Source organism: Edaphosphingomonas haloaromaticamans, assembly GCF_001853345.1.
Lineage (GTDB): Bacteria > Pseudomonadota > Alphaproteobacteria > Sphingomonadales > Sphingomonadaceae > Sphingomonas_E > Sphingomonas_E fennica.
Window position 1 is genome coordinate 69,806 of sequence record NZ_MIPT01000002.1, and the last position, 18,938, is coordinate 88,743.

Sequence of the window (18,938 nt, forward strand, 5' to 3'; positions counted from 1 at the left end):
CCCACAAAGGACCGAAGGCGCTTTTTTTCTGGCGGATTCCACAGGCTTCGGAAGCGGTGCATTTGAGCTGCTTGACTCATCGCCGGGAACAGGAACAAATAAGGAACGAATCAACGAGTCCCGAGTCTCCTGAATGCCATGCGTCAATCAACCGTCCTTGAAGATTTGCGAGCGCGTATCGAGGGCGTAGGCGTTCAGCGCGAAGCGATCCCGTTCGGCATCGACGAACTGGATCAGCGATTGCCGGGCGGAGGCATTGCTGCAGGTGCTCTCCATGAAATGATGGGCAGTCCCGATCTCGCGGACTAGGCGAGTGCGACGGTCTTTCTGGCGGGAATCCTGGCGCGAATGGAAGGTCCCGTCTTCTGGTGCCTGCGCTGGCGCGACCTGTTTGCCCCTGCCCTTCATCTCGCCGGTCTTCATCCAGATCGGGTCATCTATGTCGAGGCCGGCAGCGACACCAATGTCCTGCTCGCGATGGAGGAGTGCCTGCATCACCCTGGCATCGCCGGTGTGGTTGGCGAAGTCGGGAAATATTCGACTACTGCATCGAAGCGCCTGCAATTGGCGGCGGAAAGCTCGGGTGTAGCGGCCTTCGTGTTTCGTCGCGCGGCGAAGGCCGAACAGGTCGCCGAAGGGACGGCAGCGATGACACGCTGGCGGATCACCGCTTCACCAAGCGAAGATCTCGGTCTGCCGAGCCTGGGTCGCCCTCGCTGGCATGTGGATTTGGAACGTGTGCGCGGTGGTAATCCGCACGCCTGGATCGTGGAGGCGTGCGATGCGACGGGTCGTATCGCTCTTCCTGCCGCACTGGTCGACCGACCGGCTGCGGCGGAAGATCGCAAAATTGTCGCCTGAGTGCCGTGACGGCCTGGTCCTTGATCTTCCGCTGGTGACCGCGGTGCCCGATCACGGCAGGAAAGTCATTGCTGCCGTCGATGCCGAGGCTAAGGCGCTCGGTGTCCGCGTCGGCATGACCGTGACGAAGGCCCGAGCGTTTGCCCCTGAATTGCAGGTCGTCGATGCCGACCCGGAGGGCGACCTGCAGGGACTTCGCGATCTCGCGCTATGGGCGGGCCGCCGATACTCACCCTTCGTATCACCGGATGCGCCCGACGGAATCTGGCTCGACATCACCGGCTGCGCGGGTCTCTTTGGCACCGAGAAGGCGCTGCTCAAGGATCTCCATCGCCGTGTTGCCGCGTCGGGGCTGGCTCTGCAGATCGCTGTGGCCGACACTGCAGGCTGCGCCCATGCCGTTGCGCGGCATGTACCCGCCGGCCGGCCGGTCACGATCGAGCCGGGCGGACACCGCACTGCCATTTCCATCCTGCCGATATCGGCGTTGCGATTGCCAGGACGCGAGGTCGAAGGTTTGCGCAAGCTCGGATTTGAGCGGATCGAACAGCTCATCGGTGCGCCGCGCGGCCCTCTCGCCAAACGGTTCGGCCGCGAATTGCATCGGCGGCTGGATCAGGCGCTCGGCTTCGTGCCCGAGCCGATCGAGCCGATCTACCCTGAACATCTGCCGCGGGCCCGTCGAGGTTTCATGGAGCCGATCGCGACATCTGAAGCCTTCGCCCAGGTGATCGGCGATCTCGTTGCCGATGTGGTGGGGCAGCTCACCTGTATCGGCAAGGGTGCTCGCCGATTGGATTGCTATTTCCACCGTGTGGACGGCCACAATCAGGCGATCCGCATCGGGACCGCAACCGCATCCCGCGACGCAGGCCATCTCGCGAAATTGCTGTGCGCTAAGATCGAGACGGTCGAGCCAGGGCTTGGCATTGAGGCAATGACCCTCGTGACGCCGCTGGCTGACGCGCTCGCGGCCCAACAGGATGAAGGGTTGGAAAGCCCGCGACGCGGGCCGAACCTCGCCTCTCTGGTCGATGCGCTCGCCAACCGTTTTGGTCCACGGAGCCTGCATCGGGCGGCACCGCACGCGAGCAGTATGCCTGAGCGCTCGATCACCACGATGCCCGCCCTTGCGAAAGATAGCGGCGCCCAGTGGGACGATGACCTCCCTCGCCCCGCCCGCATGTTGGATCGACCCGAGCCAATCGACGTGGTCGCCCTGCTGCCAGACGATGCCCCTCGCCTCTTCGTGTGGCGTCGAAAGCGCTATCGGGTGACCCGAGGCGATGGTCCGGAACGCTTGCACGGCGAATGGTGGCGCGAGAGCGGCAATGAGGCCGACAAGGCGCTGATCGTCCGGGATTATTATCAGGTCGAGACCGAGACAGGCGGTCGGTACTGGCTGTTCCGGCTCGGTGACGGCGTAAATCCGGCTACGGGCACCATGCGCTGGTTCATCCACGGTGCGTTCGCATGAGCGAGGTCGACGCCAACTATGTCGAGCTGCAGGTTACGACGCACTTCAGCTTCCTGAGGGGCGCATCATCCCCCGAGGAGCTGTTCGCCGCGGCCGCATTGCTCGGATTGCCTGCTCTCGGCGTCGTTGATCGAGGATCGGTCGCCGGCATCGTCCGGGCCTGGGATGCCGAACGGACCACCGGCGTTCGTGCCATCATCGGATGCAGGATCGATCTGAGCGACGGCACGGCGCTACTGCTCTATCCGACGGATCGCGCAGCCTATGGCCGAATGTGCCGACTGCTCAGCATCGGCAAAGAACGCGGCGGCAAGGGAGCCTGTCATCTCGACTGGTCGGATGTCGAACAATGGAATGACGGGCTCATCGCGATCCTGAGTCCTGACCGGGCAGACGTCGGCACCGAGGCCGCCCTTGCGCGGACGAAACGGATTTTCGCCGACCGTGCCTATCTGGCTCTGACGATCCGGCGGCGACCGAAAGATGCGATCCGGCTGCGTGATCTCGCGAACCTGGCGGCTGCGGCTCGCGTTCCTACGGTCGCGACCAATGACGTGCTCTACCACGCGGCGGAGCGCCACATGCTGCAGGATGTTGTCACTTGCATCCGGGAGAAATGCACGATCGACGAATTGGGCGCTCGGCGCGAGCGGTTCGCCGATCGGCATCTCAAGACCGGCCAGGAAATGGAGCGGCTGTTCCGTCGCTATCTCAAGGATGCGTCGCCCGTCTCTCGCACGCTCGAGATCGCAGCGCGGTGCAGTTTCAGCCTTGAGGAGCTCCGTTACCAATATCCGGATGAGATCAATGTGCCCGGCCGGACGCCGCAGGAGGAGCTGGAGCGGCTGACCTGGGAGAAAGCCCCCGACCGCTATCCCGAGGGGGTCGATGACAAGGTGCGCTCGCAACTGGTGCACGAACTGAAGCTCATCGCGGACCTTGAGTATGCGCCCTATTTCCTGACCGTCCATTCCATCGTGACCGAAGCGCGGCGGCGCGAGATTATCTGCCAGGGACGTGGGTCGGCCGCGAACAGTGCCGTTTGCTACGTGCTGGGCATCACCTCGATCGATCCGGTGCGCTCGGAATTGCTGTTCGAGCGTTTCGTGTCGGCCGAGCGGCGCGAGCCGCCCGATATCGACGTCGATTTCGAGCATGAGCGCCGGGAGGAAGTGATCCAGTGGATTTATGAGACTTATGGGCGGACGCACTCGGCGCTGACGGCCGTCGTGACCCGCTATCGCGCGCGGGGCGCGGTCCGCGAAGTCGGCAAGGCGCTCGGCCTGAGCGAGGACATGACGGCGGGTCTGGCCGGGTCCGTCTGGGGATGGAGCCAGGATGGCGTCGAGGAAAAACACGCGGAAGAGCTCAATCTGGACCTCGCCGACCGGCGCCTGGTGCTGACCCTGGAATTGGCCCGTCAGCTCATCAATACGCCGCGCCATTTGTCGCAGCATCCTGGCGGATTCGTGCTGACGCGCGATCGGCTTGACGAACTGGTGCCCATCGAGCCGGCTGCGATGGAAGATCGACAGGTGATCGAATGGGACAAAGACGATATCGATCTCCTGGGCTTCATGAAGGTCGATGTCCTGGCGCTGGGCATGTTGTCGTGCATGCGGCGGGCGTTCGAGTTCATGGAGAATGACAAGGGCCTGAAGCTCGATCTCGCGACCATCCCCGCCGAGGATCCGGCGACCTACGCGATGATCCGCAAGGCCGATACCTTGGGTGTCTTCCAGATCGAGAGCCGCGCACAGATGGCGTCCATTCCGTTGATGGCGCCGCGCACCTTCTATGATCTGGTCATTCAGGTGGCGATCGTGCGCCCCGGGCCGATCCAGGGCGATATGGTCCACCCTTATCGTCGCCGGCGCAACGGCGAGGAGGCCGTCACCTATCCGACCGAGGAACTGCGGCGCGTGCTCGAGAAGACCTTGGGGGTGCCGCTGTTTCAGGAGCAGGCGATGCGCGTGGCCATCGAATGCGCTGGCTTCACACCGAGCGAAGCGGATCTGCTTCGGCGCGCGATGGCGACGTTCAAGCTGACAGGCGGCGTCTCACATTTTCGGGACAAGCTGATCGATGGCATGGTCGCGCGCGGATACGATCAGGAATTCGCGGAGCGCACCTTCAAACAGATCGAGGGCTTCGGCTCCTATGGTTTCCCGGAAAGCCACGCCGCGAGCTTTGCGCTGATCGCCTACGCCAGCAGTTGGGTGAAATGCCATCATCCAGATGTGTTTTGCGCCGCGCTGCTAAATGCCCAGCCCATGGGCTTTTATGCCCCGGCCCAAATCGTCCGCGACGCGCGTCAGCATGGCGTCGAGATCCGCCCGATCGACGTCAATCACAGCCGCTGGGATTGCACCCTTGAGCCAACGGGCGGCCGCTATCTCGCCGTTCGGCTGGGCCTTCGCATGGTGAATGAGCTCGCCAACCGCGATGCCGCGGCGATCGTCACGGCGCGCGCCGATCAACACTATGAGAGCGTCGAGGAAATCCAGCGGCGTGCCGGCGTGGGGCGCGGCGCTCTGGATCGGATCGGCGAAGCCGATGGGTTCGGCTCATTGGGGAACAATCGGCGTGAGGGACTGTGGAGCGTTAAGGGGCTCGGCAATGCAGCATTGCCCTTGTTCGCTGCGGCGGACGAACGTGAAGGCAAGCTACGCCAGGAAGCGATCGAGCCGACGGTCATCCTTGCGCCTATGGGCGCCGGCGCGGAAGTGGTCGAGGATTATCGGGCCTCTGGCCTGTCGCTGCGGGCTCATCCGCTGGCGTTCCTGCGCGACGAATTGCGCAATCGCAAGATGATCACCTGCGATGAGCTGCAGTCCATGAAAGACGGCCGCTGGATCAATCTCGCGGGGATCGTGCTGGTCAGACAGAAGCCGGGCTCCGCCAAGGGCGTCATGTTCATCACGCTGGAGGACGAAACGAACGTCGCCAACCTGGTGGTATGGACCAACGTGTTCGAGAAGCATCGGCGCGCCGTCCTGGGTGCGTCGATGATGGGCGTGCGAGGCCAGGTGCAGCGCGAGGGCGAGGTTATCCATGTGGTCGCCCAGCGGCTCGATGATTTGTCGCCGCTCCTTGCCAGCGTTGGCACACGCACGGATGTCGCCGATATCTACCGGGTTAGTCGCGCTGACGTGGCCAAACATCCGCTGCGGTGCGATCCCCGTGATCTGGTATCGTGGGATCGCAGATCGCTGACGCCACCGCCTGATCCCGGCATAAGGGTCCGTTCGCGTGATTTCCGCTGATCCTGTCCAAACTCGCCGGCTCGCAGCTCCGGGGGAAAACGAGAGAAGTTCGGCGCAGTGGGAGCTTGTCATTAGACTAGCCGGTCGGTGCATAGGTATTCGGGCGAGAGACATCATTCCAGCTCATGGCAGGGAGCCTGGACCATTCCTATATCGCCTTCGGGGGCCAGCTTACGGCCAACGCGTCACAGTGTTTCTGTTCACGCCATTGACGTGTGAGCGGGTGAACGAGGCGCGCCAGCAACAGCCGGAGCAGGAAAGCAGCGTTTCATGGTATCTTCGTCCGCCGCGACAGTTGAAGCCCTCATCGCGACACTGCTTGCGACACGGAATCAGACCGACATGATTGCCAAGCTGGGCCAATCGCCGCGGCCTGCGATGTCCAAGGCGATCGGCGCCGAGATCCGGTCCGCAATCGAGACGCTCGGCGGTCATATCGAAGCAAAACGCCGCCGCGAGGCGACCGTGACGCTCCTCGCGCTGTTGTACATCGATGCCGCCTATGTGGTGCCCCGCCTGCGCCGGGCAGGTGTGCTGCGTGCTTCGCGTTACGGCTACGCCGGCAATCTGATCGGCACCCTCGCCAAGACCGCACTCCAGATACGGCCGTTGTTGAACGCTCCAGAACGCGCTCGCTATTTCGAGTCCGTGATTGCGCTCAGCAAATTGGCCTCCAACGCGCGCGCGATCTACGACGAAATCGTCAAAATCCTCGGGAGCCGGCGAGATTGCGTTCTCAAGACCCTGCTCGTGATTCTCAATAACCAGTTCTACCAGGGCTGGGTCGCCGACCCTTCGCAGCCGTCCTGGTCGCCTCGCCGCTACACCACGGAAGAATATGTAGACGGCGCCTCGCTGATCTTCTCGATCTATGCCTCGCTGTTCCCGATCACCGACGAATGCTGCAATCACGTCGATATTGCTGCCATCACGACGGACGCGGTGGTCTATGAACGACTGCTCCTCGCGGCCGTGCGCCTCACAAAATTCAAGGACGCGGAAACCCAGATTGATGGGTTGCCCTATCAAGCGACGCTCGAAGGCGAGACCGTCACAATCTCATCGATCGACCCGGACATAGAGCGCTCCGTCCGCTTGGGCTACATTCAGAGCGACAATCAAGCGATCATCCGGATCCACCGTTTCCGGAACTCAAACCCGCCGATGTCCATGAGTGACTTTCTCGACATGGGCTTTGAACGTGACGCCTTTCCCGGCTTGCTCGAACTCGCGGAAAAGCCGGTCAGACGCTATCGAATGATGCTGCCGACGGCGCCGGAAATCTTCTCGATCTTCGCTGGGGACCAGATGTTTCGCGAGGAGGTGGAGAGCCTCCTCCTCCTCGATGTCAACAACTTTGGGAACGTCAGCGATCTGATCGCCGATGTGAATGAGCATGTCACCACCACCGACATCTTCAAATTTCAGAGGTACTTCACCTTCCTGAGCGGTGTGTACCAAAGGGCCTTGGCGCGGATTGAGGACGAGGCCGAGCGCACATTCCTCACCTTCACGTCGACCGTCTTTGTGATGTCTCACGACAATCTCTTCATGCAGATGATGTTGATTTTTAGGAGCGAAGCAAAGGTGCGCTCCCTGATCGATCTGATGAAAATGACCATCAGCACCGGTCACATCGATCTGCAATATCGACCGTTGATCGACCTCGGCGGCTACTACGTCATTGCCCCTCAGGTGCTGGCCGCCTCGAATCTCGTCCGTAACACCATCGTGGCCAACGGCCTGCGACCGATCGCACTCGGCCCCGAAGACCAGATGGTGAACGCAGTGATCGACGCGCTCAAATCCGCGGGGTTCAAGGTTGAATCCGGCGTGGAACTGCGTGCTGGCGGGCTCGATTTTGAACTCGACATCGTCGCCTGGCGCGATGGCCATCTGTTTTTCTTCGAATGCAAGAACGCCTACCACCCGTGCTCACCACACGAGATGCGCAACAGCTATGATCACATTAAGGTCGGGCGCGACCAGCTGGACAAGCGGCGGCGGGTCTTTTCGGAGACGACCCACAAGAGCCAATTGTTGAAGAAGCATGGCTGGGCGGTCGATCCGTCTGCCGAAGTCCACACCGGAATCGTCACCGCAAATCGTATCTTTCATGGTGCGGCCCTGAACGGCCATCCGGTTCGCCAGGCGCATGAACTCATCAATGTCCTGACCATGGGCAAGCTGAGCGGTGAGGAGCGCAGTCTGTCGATCTGGGCCGGAAGCGAATTCCATGCGCTCGATCTTGTGACCTATCTCGAGGGCGATTCCATCGCCGCCAAACAACTTGCGGCGCTCGACCCCACAGACTGGGAAGTCGCGATGGGATACAGGCGACTTACGCTCGCGACCTATGTCCTTGATCCTCTGAAACTTCAGGGGATCATGGAGGCAAGCTACCCGGCCGTTGAACACGCATGATGCGGACACGCCGATAGATGGCCGACAACAAGAACCAGCACTTTGTCCCTCGGGTCCACCTTCGGCCGTTCACGGTCAACGGAGAGGGGCTGGCGATCAACCTGTTCAATCTCGATCGCATGAAGGCCATTCCCAACGCACCCGTCAGGAATCAATGCTCGGGCGACTATTTCTACGGGCAAAACAAGCTTCTCGAGAACGCGATCAACTTCATCGAGGACCCTTATGGGCCGATCGTCCGCCACTTGTCCGATGGCGGCGCGGTCGGTTCAGCGGTCAAGGTCGTCCTCAAGCGGTTCATCTATCTCCAATACCTCCGGACGGAAGCCGCCTCGCTGAAAGCCAGTGAAATGGCGCTGGCGCTGCAAGATGTTCCTGGATCCGACCTTCCCGTGCCAACGGTGAAGGAGGCATCGAAGGAGGCCGTCCAGGCCGCGATGCTGAACTACAAGGACACGATGCGGATCGTCGACGATCTCACGCTTTGCATCGCGCGAAACCGGTCAGACCTCCCCTTCTTCACCTCCGACGATCCGGCCATCCTGACCAACCGCCTGCATATTCAACGGCCGCGCAAGGGCCGACCGAGTTTCGGGGTAAAGACCGCTGGGGCCATCTTTTTCCTGCCGCTCTCACCTTCTCTCTGCGCAATCCTTTACGACGGGGCTGTCTACACCTCTGGCCACCGGGCGCACTGGATCGACATCGATCGGCACCAGGATATCGAGGCGCTCAACGCCCATCAGGTTCTTGGCTGCTGGGCCAACGTGTATTTCCGGGAATGGGGCGATCGCGATACAATTGCGTCGCAGGTAGAGGCCGGTAAACCCGGACGGCCTGCCACTCGGCAAACGGTGACCCAGGCCGTCCTCGAAAAGAGCGACGATTGGGGCGAATATTACGCCGTCAGGAAGCCCACCGATATCAGAAACGGGGAGAAGGTCCTTGTCCATGTAGCGACGAACCACCCAGCCCCTTCGACCTGGCCCTCATTTCTGCGCTTCCGCTCGAACGCGCACGCCTACTCGAATGACACCGGCGCCGGCTTGACCCGCCGATGGTGCCTTGAACAGGGATTCGTGCAGGGAAGCGGCTATCGAAAGATCTCGGTCTAGCGTGTGGGCGCCGATAGCGCGATTTCCGCTGACGCACCCGGCCCGGAACGCAGCGCAAGAAACAGCGAATAGGGCTCTCTACTCGCCGCCAAATGCGGGATGATATGTGACGATGCCGCTGTGGTGCTGCTGATCGAACGAGAGCCGCTGAAAAAACTCTGGCGGGGCTCCTGCTAACCGCAGGTCGGGATCGACGGCAAAGCCGAACCGGCGGTAGTAAGCGGGATCGCCGAGAACCACGCATCCTTTCGAGCCTTGCCGCTTCAGGTCGGTGAGACCTGCCTCGATCAGCGCACTGCCGACGCCCTCTCGTTGGCAATTTGGGTCAACCGACACGGGGCCAAGCCCAAACCACCCGTCGAGAATGCCGTCGATCATGACTGGGGAGAATGCGACATGGCCTACGATATTCCCACCGTTGGCAGCGACAAGCGAGATCGTCAGCGCACCCGCATTGCGCAGCCCATCAACGATTGAGGCCTCGTTGCCGTCACTGTGCTCCGCTGCGAGGAAAGCGGAAGTAGTTACGGCGCGGATAAATTCCTCGTCCGCAGGTTTCTCGGGTCGTATCTGCATCGGTATCATCATAGCAAAGTGTCGAAGGCCCTCAACGGTAGGGCGGCGGCCTATCGATAGGTTCAGCCTGACGAAGGTCTCATGCAATATCGCCCAACAGGTCGCCCATGGCGTTGTTCGAGGTCGGTGTCCAAGCCGTGAGCCGTTCGGCGATTGCACAGAAGCAGCGCGCGAAGGCGACCTGGCCGCGATGAATGTCAATCGCGTGGTCAGGCTCGCCCGTATGAACGATGGCGCTGCGGGCATAGTAGATCGCCAGAACGCTGGCCTGATAGTTCGCCACGCCTGGCACCCCTTTGATGCAAATCCCAATCCGGCGCCGCAGGCGCTCTGCAATCGCGGGGGCATATTGGTCCGTGAGCAGCGTCTCGAACGCCACCGCCAGCGCGACGATCGCCTCCGCCTCGTTCGCCCGGGCACTGAACGACTGCCGGAACCAGTCCAAGGCAGTGAGCAGACGGCGGTAAAGGCGGTTCTCCGGTTTCGAATGCGTGGCGATACTGACGTGACGAAAATAGCCTCGCTCCACCGTGTTCAACGCCTGCGTCACCTTCGCCGCAAGCCGCCGCATGCGGGACGTCGCCAGTGCGGTGGTGGAGAGCGTCGCGGCGACGTCAGAGAGCTTGGCCAGCTCGAGCTGGGAGACGTTCATGGGCACGCGGCGCGTGGACATCGGGCGGCCAGGGATCGCCTCACCGATCATATAATGGGCGATGTCGAGCGTCTCGAAATTGTTGACGAAGGACGAATTGCGGTGCCGGTCGAGCGGCCCGACTGCCTCCTGCGACAGGCTATGCAGCATCAGCAGGTTCGCCGCTGCCACCCTGATCTTGAGTGAATAGACGAACTGGTTCTCGTACATATCGCCAGTGAACGACGTGAGGCGGACCAGCATGAGCGGGTTCTTTCCGAACCACTTTGCCGAGTAAGCGAAGTGCCGGAAATCCGACTTGTCTATGCGCTGCTTCACGCCGAGCCCCCTTGCCATCCGCTCGATGCTGGCGACGGCCGCGTCGAACGAATTGCTCTGGGTACTCACGGCGAAGCCCGCGCTCCTGAAGATCGCCTCGGAGCGGAGCTTGCTGTCCTTCGCGAAGATCCGCGGCATCTCCATCCCGAAACCTGTCAGCGGATAGAGGACGAAGCCCGGCCTGTCGGCGCCTGCGGTCGCGAGCCCGGCGATGACCCGCGCGGGCACATCCCCGCCCCCATTCTTGGCGGTGTGCAGGATATAGTCGTCGAGCAGAGAGCGCCCGATGTAGAACTCGTTCGACCATAGCGTGCGCGCGATCGCCGCGCGGAGCTGCAGGATATGATGCTCGATCGCCTGGCGATCCTTGGCAGACAGCTTGGTTTCGTCCGTGACGAGATCGTCGATGCTGTCGAACTGGGTCAGCAGGTTGTGCTTGGCCTTCAGGAAATCGTCGGACTGTTTGAGCTTCTTGCCGAGCGTGACGGTCAGACCGCCGAGCGTCGAGGTCATTCGCCCCCCTCGCTCTTGCGGGACGCCTGCCATTCTCGCGCCGCCGCCTCGATGTCGAACCCTTCGATCGACAGGCCGACAATCGTGTTGATGAAGGCCTTCGCCTCGGCGATCACGGCTTCAGCCTCCTCGGGATTGCTGAAGGCTCCTTGGTGCACCACGGCATTGCGCACCGTGTTGATCTTCTCGGCCGACGCTTTGAGCGCCTTTCCGATCGGACTCTTGTCCGGCGTCTCGAAATAGATCGGAACGAACAGCCGAGTGACCTTTAGCGGAAGGCCATTGGCCCAACGCAGGAACATGTCGACGATGGTGTCATCGAATTCGGTCTTGCGGGCCCATTCCGTCCGAATGGCATAGTTGGCCGCGATCTCCGCTGCCGTGGCGCAACGGACGATCGCCGCAGATGGCTCTTCTCGAAGGTGCAGGCCGGATAATTTGGTCCATTGTGACTGCAATTTTTCGAGATCGGTGCGTTCGTTATAGGGCTTTGACGATTTCTCGCGATGTGCGTTGCTGTTTGCCTTAGCCATTTGCCCCCCAATTTTGCTGCCCGCCGCCCGATCAGGGCAAGCTCTTCAATATCTTTTCTACGATGAAGGTATAGCTTGCGATGCGGGCGGGCTGATCGGAATTGCCCTGCTTATAACGGGGGATTCCATGACCGCAGTTACGGCGTCGAACGTCTTTTACATCAAGCTGGGCCGGGGCGGTGACTGGGAGACGGAGAGCATCCGCGACGGCGTGCTGCGCTTTGGCTACCGCGAAGTGCCGCACGACCTTTGCGTGGCAGGCGACTGGCCCGGCGTTTGGGACGCGATGAAGGATCGTCGAGGGGACGCCGGCGCTGCAACTCGCGATGTGAAGCAAATCCGGGCATTTTACGAGAGCGACGAGGATACCATCTTCATCACCTTCGTCGGCGGCTTGCTCTATTGGTGTCGGCCGGTCGGCGAGATCGAGATCCTGCCCGACAACAGCCATCGCCGCGCGACCCTGGATGGCTGGCACAGCACGTCGGTCGGCGGCAGTCTGTTGACGGCTGACCGGCTGTCCGGGCGACTGCTCAAGGTCCAGATGTTCCGCGGGACGATCTGCGACGTGCGCGCGGCCGACTATCTGCTGCGCCGGTTGAGCGATGAGCTGTCACCGGAGGTCGCAGCGGCGGAAGAGGCGGAACGCGCCCTCACAGCGGCGATCATTCCCCTGATGCGACTGCTGACCTGGCAGGATTTCGAACTGCTGGTTGATCTGGTCTTCTCGAGCAGCGGATGGCGCCGGCTCAGCCAGGTCGGCCGGACCCAGAAAACGATCGACCTCGAACTCGTGCTTCCGAGCACTGCCGAACGCGCCTTCGTGCAAGTGAAATCTCAAGCCACTCGGGCAGCTCTCGACGACTATGTCGGCCGGCTGGCCGAAGCGGAGGCCTATGATCGCATGTTCTTCGTATGGCACACCGGCAACATCCCAGAGAATGAAGGCCCGGACGGGGTAATCCTACTCGGGCCGCAGCGCCTCGCGCGAATGGTCCTCGACGCAGGGCTGTCGTCCTGGCTCCGGGAGAAGGTCTCGTGAGCACTATCACCCCCGGACCGGCGCGATCACGGCCGGCGCGAAAGGACTGACCGTGGACTACGAACCCTATCCCGACGAGGTGGATGACGAGCCTCGATATCGTCCGGTGGCTGAGATCGGACAGGCCGAACTCTACGAAGCCCTGATGACCCTGGCAGGGTTCGGCGAGAATCCATTTTTGAGGATGCAGGCGAGCCAGCTGTGCCTGGTCGACAACATGCTCAATCACATCGAGCAGGAGATCCTTGAGCATCAGCTCGACGACGAACCGCCGCGCGGCCGGATGGCGCAGCTGTCGGCCCTGACACCCATGTGGATCTATGCGGCCTACGAACTGCTCCGCACCTGGCGCCAACGGTGCGAGGAGGTCATCAAGCTCGCGGAGAATGGCGGGATCAATCTCAAGGCCACCAACCTCGAACGCGATCTCGGCTACCGGCATTACGATAGGGAGCTGCGGGCCCAACAGCTTCGCGATGCTCAGGAGCGACCCGAACTCGTCGATCAGATGCGGATCGATCTACGCCGGACGGAAATGGGCTTCACCAGGCTGGAATTCCTGCGCGTTGCGCTCGCCAAGCATGAGGTGAGCAAAAAGGGAAACAAGAAGCCCATCGCCTTCGCGCCCGGGCTCGCCACCGTCGATCGCCATTGCGGATCGATGCAATATGAGCTCTCCAACGGTGGCTCGATCATCGACTATGTTACGCGGCGCGATATGGCTGAGACGATCCGCTATATCCCCGAGATGGAGAATCCGAGCGACGAGGATCTTGCTGGATTCAGGGTCTATATGAACCCGCCGGATGTCGAGCCCCCGGCGGCCTGAGACCTCAAAGCAGCGACGCTTGCGCCGCGGCCGGTGGATAGACCTGCAGCGGCAGGAGGCTGCCCTTCGGCAGGAGGCCAAGCACCTCCTCTGCTGGTACTGAGGGATCAAGCCAGTCGGCCCACCGGTCGCGCGGTAGCGGGATGATCTGACGGGAATGATAGGGCGCGACATCCTCGCCGGGCTCCATCGTCAGCATGGTGAACGCCTCGCCGATTTCCGGATGCGATCGCCAGATGCCGGCGATGCAGAACCAGGGATGGTCCTTCATCGTGAACAGCCATTTTGTCTTGCGCTTCTGGCCCGGTTCGAGCGGCGCCGTGAACTCATAGAAACCGTCGGCCGGAATGAGGCAGCGGTGCGAAGTGAACTCGCGGCCCTCGGAGCGGAAATTATAGACCGGCCGCCCATTCTGGCCAGGCCAGCTCCATCGCCGATTGACGAGCTCGCCCGATCCCCTGCCCTCGCCGCTGCGCACGATAGGCGCGACGTCGCTGATGTTGATGTCTGCGCGGGCCGCGACATTGGGCGTCCCTTCGGGCATTTTGATCTTGATCTTGAGGTCGTCGAAATCCTCAACGATCGAGGCGATATCGACCTCCAGGCGATAATCATTGCACATCGGTCATCCGTTCCACTGGTCCTTGCGACTCATCGTCGTTCTATATATGTTCTTGTCATGGCGACGCCAACACCGTTCGACTCCGAGGCCCCCCTCGAAAAGCTCTTGCCCATCATCCGGCGAAATCCGGACGATATGCAAGAAATGGAAATGGTCGAGGCCCGGTGGGGCTCCAATCCACGCTTCAGCGGCGGGGCCTCCTTCCGCTTCGTGCGCTCGGAGGGCCAGATCTTCCCCAGCCAGCGCTGTCTGGTGCCCGCCTCGGAATTCCACATGACCGTTAGCGGCGGCAAGCAGTATCGGGTGCGGCTCGAAGACGGCAATTTCTTCTATCTCGCGGCGATCTGGGAGCCGGCCATGGCAGAGTGGCCCCTGTCCTTCCGGGTCATCACCGTCGCGGCCAATCCTGAAGTCAGCCACTATCAGGATCGACACGATGCCATCATCCTGCGCCGGCAACGCATGCAATGGCTCGACCACCTGCTCCCAGAGATCGACCTTCTCGAAACACCGCCGGCCCGCACCTTCATCGTCGAGGAAATAAACGGCGGCCCGAGGCAGAAGAGGCTTGCCGTCTAGTCCGGGATCTGGATTTCCATCGCCGCCATCTGAGCGATCAGCTCTGCCCTGGTGATCCGAACATCAAAGCGCCATTCAAGGAGCCGCACACCGTGGCGAGCCAGCAGCGCGCGCTTTTTCTCGTCGCGGAATTGCGTGAGCTTGAACCCCTCTTCGCCGCCGAAGAGCGTCACGGGCGCGTAGTGCTGCTGCCCCTGATACTCGATGGCGAGGCCCAGCTCCGGCACATGGATATCGACGGACTGCATGCCGAGGAACGCCGGGCGCCATTGATGGACCGCGGAGGGCCATAGGGTTCGAACCAGATCGAGCAGCGCCACCTCGGACACCCAGCCCCGTCCGATCTCGGGAATCGACCTCTCGCGGCGGAACGCCTCTTCGGCAGCGACCATGGCGGTCGCAAAGAACGCGGATGCCCCGGTGTCGGCGGCCCCGATGTTGATGGAGAAAATCCGGCCGCGCCGCGCACCGTGGTTCGTGAACTGCGCCATATGACGCCGATAGGCGGCCCAATCCGAAGCGGGCGGCATGGGCGGTATCATGGTCGACCCGAAATCCGGCCGAAGCCTGATCATTTCCTCCAGGACAGGCGGCTCCAGCGTGAATTGCGCATCGAGATGGCCCAGGAATGCCTCGAATTCCTCCAGCAGACGCCCCGCAATGAGCGATGATTCCGCATGTTTGCGCGCCAGTACGCGAATATCCTGCGCGCGCAGCGGCGATCCTGTCAGGAATCTGAGATAGATGACCTCGTCGAACAGAGGCTCACGATCGCGGCCGGGCACCGCCTCGACCAGCGTAAGTGCCTCGTCGAGCCGATCAGCCTGTGTGAGTTCAAGAACGCGCTGCCAATGCGGATCGGGATCCCAAGGTTCGCCATCGACATCCGGAAGATCACCTGGGAGGCCGGTGCCGTCAGCGCCACGCCATTGGTCGCCAAGCAGGCGTGCCTGCAATCCGTAACTCCGGGCCCGTTGATTGTCTTCCCATACGCGGGCAGTCGGCAAGGCTGGATCGAGGGGATTGGGCGTCCAGGACTGACCTTGGGCGATTCCATCGGGCCGCATCACATAGCCGATGTCGAATCCCGCGGCGGCGTAATCAGCCATGGCGAGATCGCCGATAGCTTCAACGATGCGCTCGAACAGCCGGACCTGATCCTGACGGACCCCGATCGAGAGCAGGACGCGGCCACGCGCCGAGATCTGCCGGAAGATGCCCGGCGCATGGACGGAAAGCTTAACGGCGCGTTGCCGCCGGATCCCCGGCCCTTCGAGGAAGTGAATGCGATGGGTAATGTCGTCGGGGAAGTCGGGATAGCTCAACGGCACCGGCTCCACCGCCTTGGGCACCCGCTTCTTGGGCGGCGCCTCCGGTCCATATTCTGTCAGCAGCTCACCGCAGAGCGCCGATAGTCGAGTGAAATGAACGGCCGTTGCCGAGCCTGCCGCGCGTTTCCCTGCGAGCGTCGCGTAGAGTTTCTGCCACTTTGCCAGGTCCTTTCGATAGAATTCGCGGGACATCCGGCTGCGCAACGTATCCTCATGGAGCTTGGCTGCCTCACGGAACGCCTGAAGACCGGCATCTCCCTCTTCCGGTGACGGGGGCTTGAGCTCCACAGCGCGCACCCGGTCAGTCGAACGACGGCGAGCCGTCGGCCCAGCCCGACGCCTGCCAGAGGATATTGAATTGCTCCTGCAGCTGCGGCTGCATCGGCGCGGCAAGATCGGTCACCTGAAGCTCAGGCAGGAACAGCTCGGGCTTTCGGATCTTGCGACCGCCACCGCGGGCCCGCGTCAACTCGACGTCTTCCACTCCCCGGAATGCGATGGAAACGAGGCCGGAACCGGCCAGGCCCACGTCGGCGAGCACGGCGGCAAGACGCTCGAGATGGGCGGCGATCGATGCTTCCAGCTCGCGACCATTCACCAGGATCTCGGGATCATCGTCGATCCGGGCGCCGATCATCGCCTCGAATTCAATCAGGCCGGGTCGAACAAGGCGCGTGCGCCACCGGGTCTCCGGGTTATTTTCGGTCTGAATGAGCGGCAGGCCATAGCTCCACCATTGGCGCTCATCCGAATCTGACTGAACCCGGACCTGGCTGTCAGGCGGAAAGCGGAGCGCCGCAGCGAGGACGGTCTTTGGATCGAGAGCCGGCCGATCCATCGCAGCGAGCGGCACAATGCGCAGCGTCATGCTGGGCATGGCGACGATCTCGGGAAGCCCTCCTCGCATCCGGTCCGCCGCCAGCTCTGAAATCGCGGTCCGCGCGGCCTCCCAGCGGGGATCCACCTGCGGCGCCGTTGGCGCCGGCGGCGCGACACGAATTCGGGAGCGCCCAACCTTCTCGAACGCATCTATCGCGCCGATCAGCGTTCCGGCGCGCGCATTGAGTTCCCGGATCGCATCCAGGGTGACCTGCTGCGTGCCGTGCCGCACGTCATAGTCGGTCTTCGGCCAGACCATGTTGGGGTTCCGGTCCATCACATGGATGCGCTCATAGACCAGCTCCATGAGAGAGGTGTTCGCCGCGCGAAGCGCCATGGCGGCCTCCTGTAGCGCGGTGTCCTCGAAATCGAAGGCAGCGCCCGCCCAGGTAGCAGCCATATCATCGAGGGGATCGAGTGCCTTGCGCGGATAGGGCGTCCCGAAATTATGCTCGCGCAGGAACTGGCGCAGCAGCTCCGGGATTTGCTGGCGATACCGCTGCAACAGCTCAACATCATGAGGGTGAGGTTCGGCCGGCGGCGCAGCCGCCATAAGAACCTCGTCGTCGAGAATCAGGCGAAGAGCGCTCTCCAGATCCTTCTGAAGCCCTGCCCGCGCCGCCTGGCGCTCCTCGTCGGTCGCGTCGGCCGGACAGTGGAAGAGGATCGGCCGTTTGAAATGGGTGAGGTCGAACGGAAGAGGATGCTCGTCGGGATGGCCCATCGCTGTGTTCATGACGCCGATCATCCTGCCCCACCCGCGCGATTTTAGCGCCCAGCCATGCTCGAGCAGGACATTGGGGTTGGGCGAGAGCTGGCCCTTGGCGCGCGTGGCAACGTGCGTGAGGTCGGACAGGAAGGCGACCGCCCGGTCGATCTTTCCGAAGATGGTGTCCGCGAGCGGCGGCATGCCCGGCACATTCACAGTGTCGCGATCGGCGCGAAGCTCACGATCGGCGGGATCAACGTCGGCGTCCGCATTGACGGTTCGAATGGCGCGGTCCAGCGCCCACTGAATCAAGCCGCGACCGATCCGGTTCTCCGTGTCGCTTTGCCAGGAATAGAAGATATGGTGCGGCATTCAGGTAGCGATTCTCGTCGTTATGGTGGTCGCCCTCGCTAACATGCCTGCCTGGCCCAAGCATCATGGACGCACTTTCCCTCGTCGAATGATTGTCATCAATGACACTCTACCAGGCGTTTCGGGGTAAAGTGTCATTGATGGCATCTTAGGTTCTGGTGGGGCGGGCCGCCCCGGTCAAAGCGGCGCTGGTCGAGAGCCCATCATCCGCGTCTCCAGATTGCCGCCGGGCCGACGATGCAGGTCGATGACGTGACCCATCGTCGGCGTGAACTCTATCAGACTGGCCACCGTCTCGTAGGATGTGTTCGGCCCGAAATAGCGCTTCGCGCCGTGCCACTTCCGCCCCTCGATCAGGCGGACCCGGTACGTACCCGCAGGCACCGGCAGGGACACCCGGTCATTGGCGGCAACATAGATCGACAGTGCATGGGCGTTCGTATCCGGGTCCACCAATTGCACCACCGTGTTGGAATCGGCTGCCTCGATCGTGAGATTGCTGCGTTTGATCAGACCGATAACATTGGCCCCAACCGTAACCGACCCGCTCTCCGGAAACGGCTGCGCCGGCTCGAGATCAGGAATCCAGCCATGACGCTGCGCGTCCCCATAGAATGGGATCAGGATCAGCAGCAGGCTCAGCACCGGCAGGGCGAAACGGACAGCGATCGCCGCCGCAGACGGTTGTCGGCGATATCGCTGGTGGCGCGGATCAAGCCAGGCCGCCTCGATCCGCCCCCTACCCTCGTTCCATCTCGTCCGGTTGGCGCGCTGTCTGTGGCGCGCTCGCATATAGTCGCGATCATCGATGCCCATTGGACAGCCGCCTCCTGCCGAATG

15 protein-coding genes and 1 pseudogene are annotated in these 18,938 nt (G+C 62.2%); 8 read left to right on the top strand and 8 right to left on the bottom strand.

Features of this window, described 5'->3' with window-relative positions; translation table 11 throughout:
- Window positions 1–147 precede the first annotated feature (147 nt).
- Window positions 148–276, bottom strand: a complete 129-nt coding sequence (locus BHE75_RS25270) for a hypothetical protein (RefSeq protein WP_283214641.1) — start codon at window positions 274–276, stop codon at window positions 148–150.
- Between BHE75_RS25270 and BHE75_RS23695 the strand changes: the two are divergent.
- From BHE75_RS23695 to BHE75_RS21720, 5 genes and pseudogenes are all read left to right on the top strand, one after another.
- Window positions 229–861 (top strand): annotated as a pseudogene (locus tag BHE75_RS23695) (ImuA family protein). The gene BHE75_RS25270 and the pseudogene BHE75_RS23695 overlap by 48 nt on opposite strands.
- The gene (locus tag BHE75_RS21705) at window positions 782–2,338 is read left to right on the top strand and encodes a DUF6504 family protein (RefSeq protein WP_070936285.1); all 1,557 of its coding nucleotides are present in this window, start codon (window positions 782–784) and stop codon (window positions 2,336–2,338) included. Before BHE75_RS23695 ends, BHE75_RS21705 begins: the two are co-directional and overlap by 80 nt.
- Entirely contained in the window at window positions 2,335–5,604 is a 3,270-nt protein-coding gene (locus tag BHE75_RS21710) for an error-prone DNA polymerase (protein WP_066701113.1), read from the top strand. Before BHE75_RS21705 ends, BHE75_RS21710 begins: the two co-directional genes overlap by 4 nt.
- 270 nt (window positions 5,605–5,874) lie before the next feature.
- On the top strand, window positions 5,875–8,028 hold the full coding sequence (locus BHE75_RS21715) for a hypothetical protein (RefSeq protein WP_137864397.1): 2,154 nt from the start codon (window positions 5,875–5,877) through the stop codon (window positions 8,026–8,028).
- Window positions 8,029–8,045: 17 nt separating this feature from the next.
- Entirely contained in the window at window positions 8,046–9,143 is a 1,098-nt protein-coding gene (locus tag BHE75_RS21720) for a DUF4238 domain-containing protein (protein WP_066703447.1), read from the top strand.
- Window positions 9,144–9,221: 78 nt separating this feature from the next.
- On the opposite strand, the gene BHE75_RS21725 is transcribed toward BHE75_RS21720, so the two are convergent.
- From BHE75_RS21725 to BHE75_RS21735, 3 genes are all read right to left on the bottom strand, one after another.
- On the bottom strand, window positions 9,222–9,719 hold the full coding sequence (locus tag BHE75_RS21725; protein ID WP_096367890.1) for a GNAT family N-acetyltransferase: 498 nt from the start codon (window positions 9,717–9,719) through the stop codon (window positions 9,222–9,224).
- A gap of 79 nt (window positions 9,720–9,798) precedes the next feature.
- Entirely contained in the window at window positions 9,799–11,202 is a 1,404-nt protein-coding gene (locus BHE75_RS21730; RefSeq protein ID WP_066703444.1) for a HEPN domain-containing protein, read from the bottom strand.
- A complete protein-coding gene (locus BHE75_RS21735) occupies window positions 11,199–11,735 on the bottom strand; it encodes a hypothetical protein (protein WP_066703440.1) in 537 nt (178 codons plus the stop codon). Before BHE75_RS21735 ends, BHE75_RS21730 begins: the two co-directional genes overlap by 4 nt.
- A 127-nt stretch (window positions 11,736–11,862) precedes the next feature.
- Between BHE75_RS21735 and BHE75_RS21740 the strand changes: the two genes are divergently transcribed.
- Both BHE75_RS21740 and BHE75_RS21745 read left to right on the top strand, forming a co-directional pair.
- Window positions 11,863–12,777: a hypothetical protein gene (locus tag BHE75_RS21740; RefSeq protein ID WP_070936290.1), complete on the top strand. Its 915-nt coding sequence runs from the start codon at window positions 11,863–11,865 to the stop codon at window positions 12,775–12,777.
- A 52-nt stretch (window positions 12,778–12,829) separates the two neighbouring features.
- The gene (locus BHE75_RS21745; RefSeq protein ID WP_066703428.1) at window positions 12,830–13,606 is read left to right on the top strand and encodes a hypothetical protein; all 777 of its coding nucleotides are present in this window, start codon (window positions 12,830–12,832) and stop codon (window positions 13,604–13,606) included.
- A 4-nt stretch (window positions 13,607–13,610) separates the two neighbouring features.
- Here the strand turns inward: BHE75_RS21745 and BHE75_RS21750 are convergent, their stop codons facing one another.
- Window positions 13,611–14,228, bottom strand: a complete 618-nt coding sequence (locus BHE75_RS21750) for an SOS response-associated peptidase (RefSeq protein WP_066703426.1) — start codon at window positions 14,226–14,228, stop codon at window positions 13,611–13,613.
- A 57-nt stretch (window positions 14,229–14,285) separates the two neighbouring features.
- Between BHE75_RS21750 and BHE75_RS21755 the strand changes: the two genes are divergently transcribed.
- The gene (locus BHE75_RS21755) at window positions 14,286–14,807 is read left to right on the top strand and encodes an SOS response-associated peptidase family protein (RefSeq protein ID WP_066969933.1); all 522 of its coding nucleotides are present in this window, start codon (window positions 14,286–14,288) and stop codon (window positions 14,805–14,807) included.
- On the opposite strand, the gene BHE75_RS21760 is transcribed toward BHE75_RS21755, so the two are convergent.
- From BHE75_RS21760 to BHE75_RS21770, 3 genes are all read right to left on the bottom strand, one after another.
- Complete coding sequence (locus tag BHE75_RS21760) at window positions 14,804–16,426, bottom strand: hypothetical protein (RefSeq protein ID WP_139181863.1); 1,623 nt, start codon at window positions 16,424–16,426, stop codon at window positions 14,804–14,806. The genes BHE75_RS21755 and BHE75_RS21760 overlap by 4 nt on opposite strands.
- A 13-nt stretch (window positions 16,427–16,439) precedes the next feature.
- Entirely contained in the window at window positions 16,440–18,098 is a 1,659-nt protein-coding gene (locus BHE75_RS21765; protein WP_070936291.1) for a hypothetical protein, read from the bottom strand.
- Between the two features lie 177 nt (window positions 18,099–18,275).
- A complete protein-coding gene (locus BHE75_RS21770) occupies window positions 18,276–18,914 on the bottom strand; it encodes a hypothetical protein (protein WP_070936293.1) in 639 nt (212 codons plus the stop codon).
- Window positions 18,915–18,938: the final 24 nt, after the last annotated feature.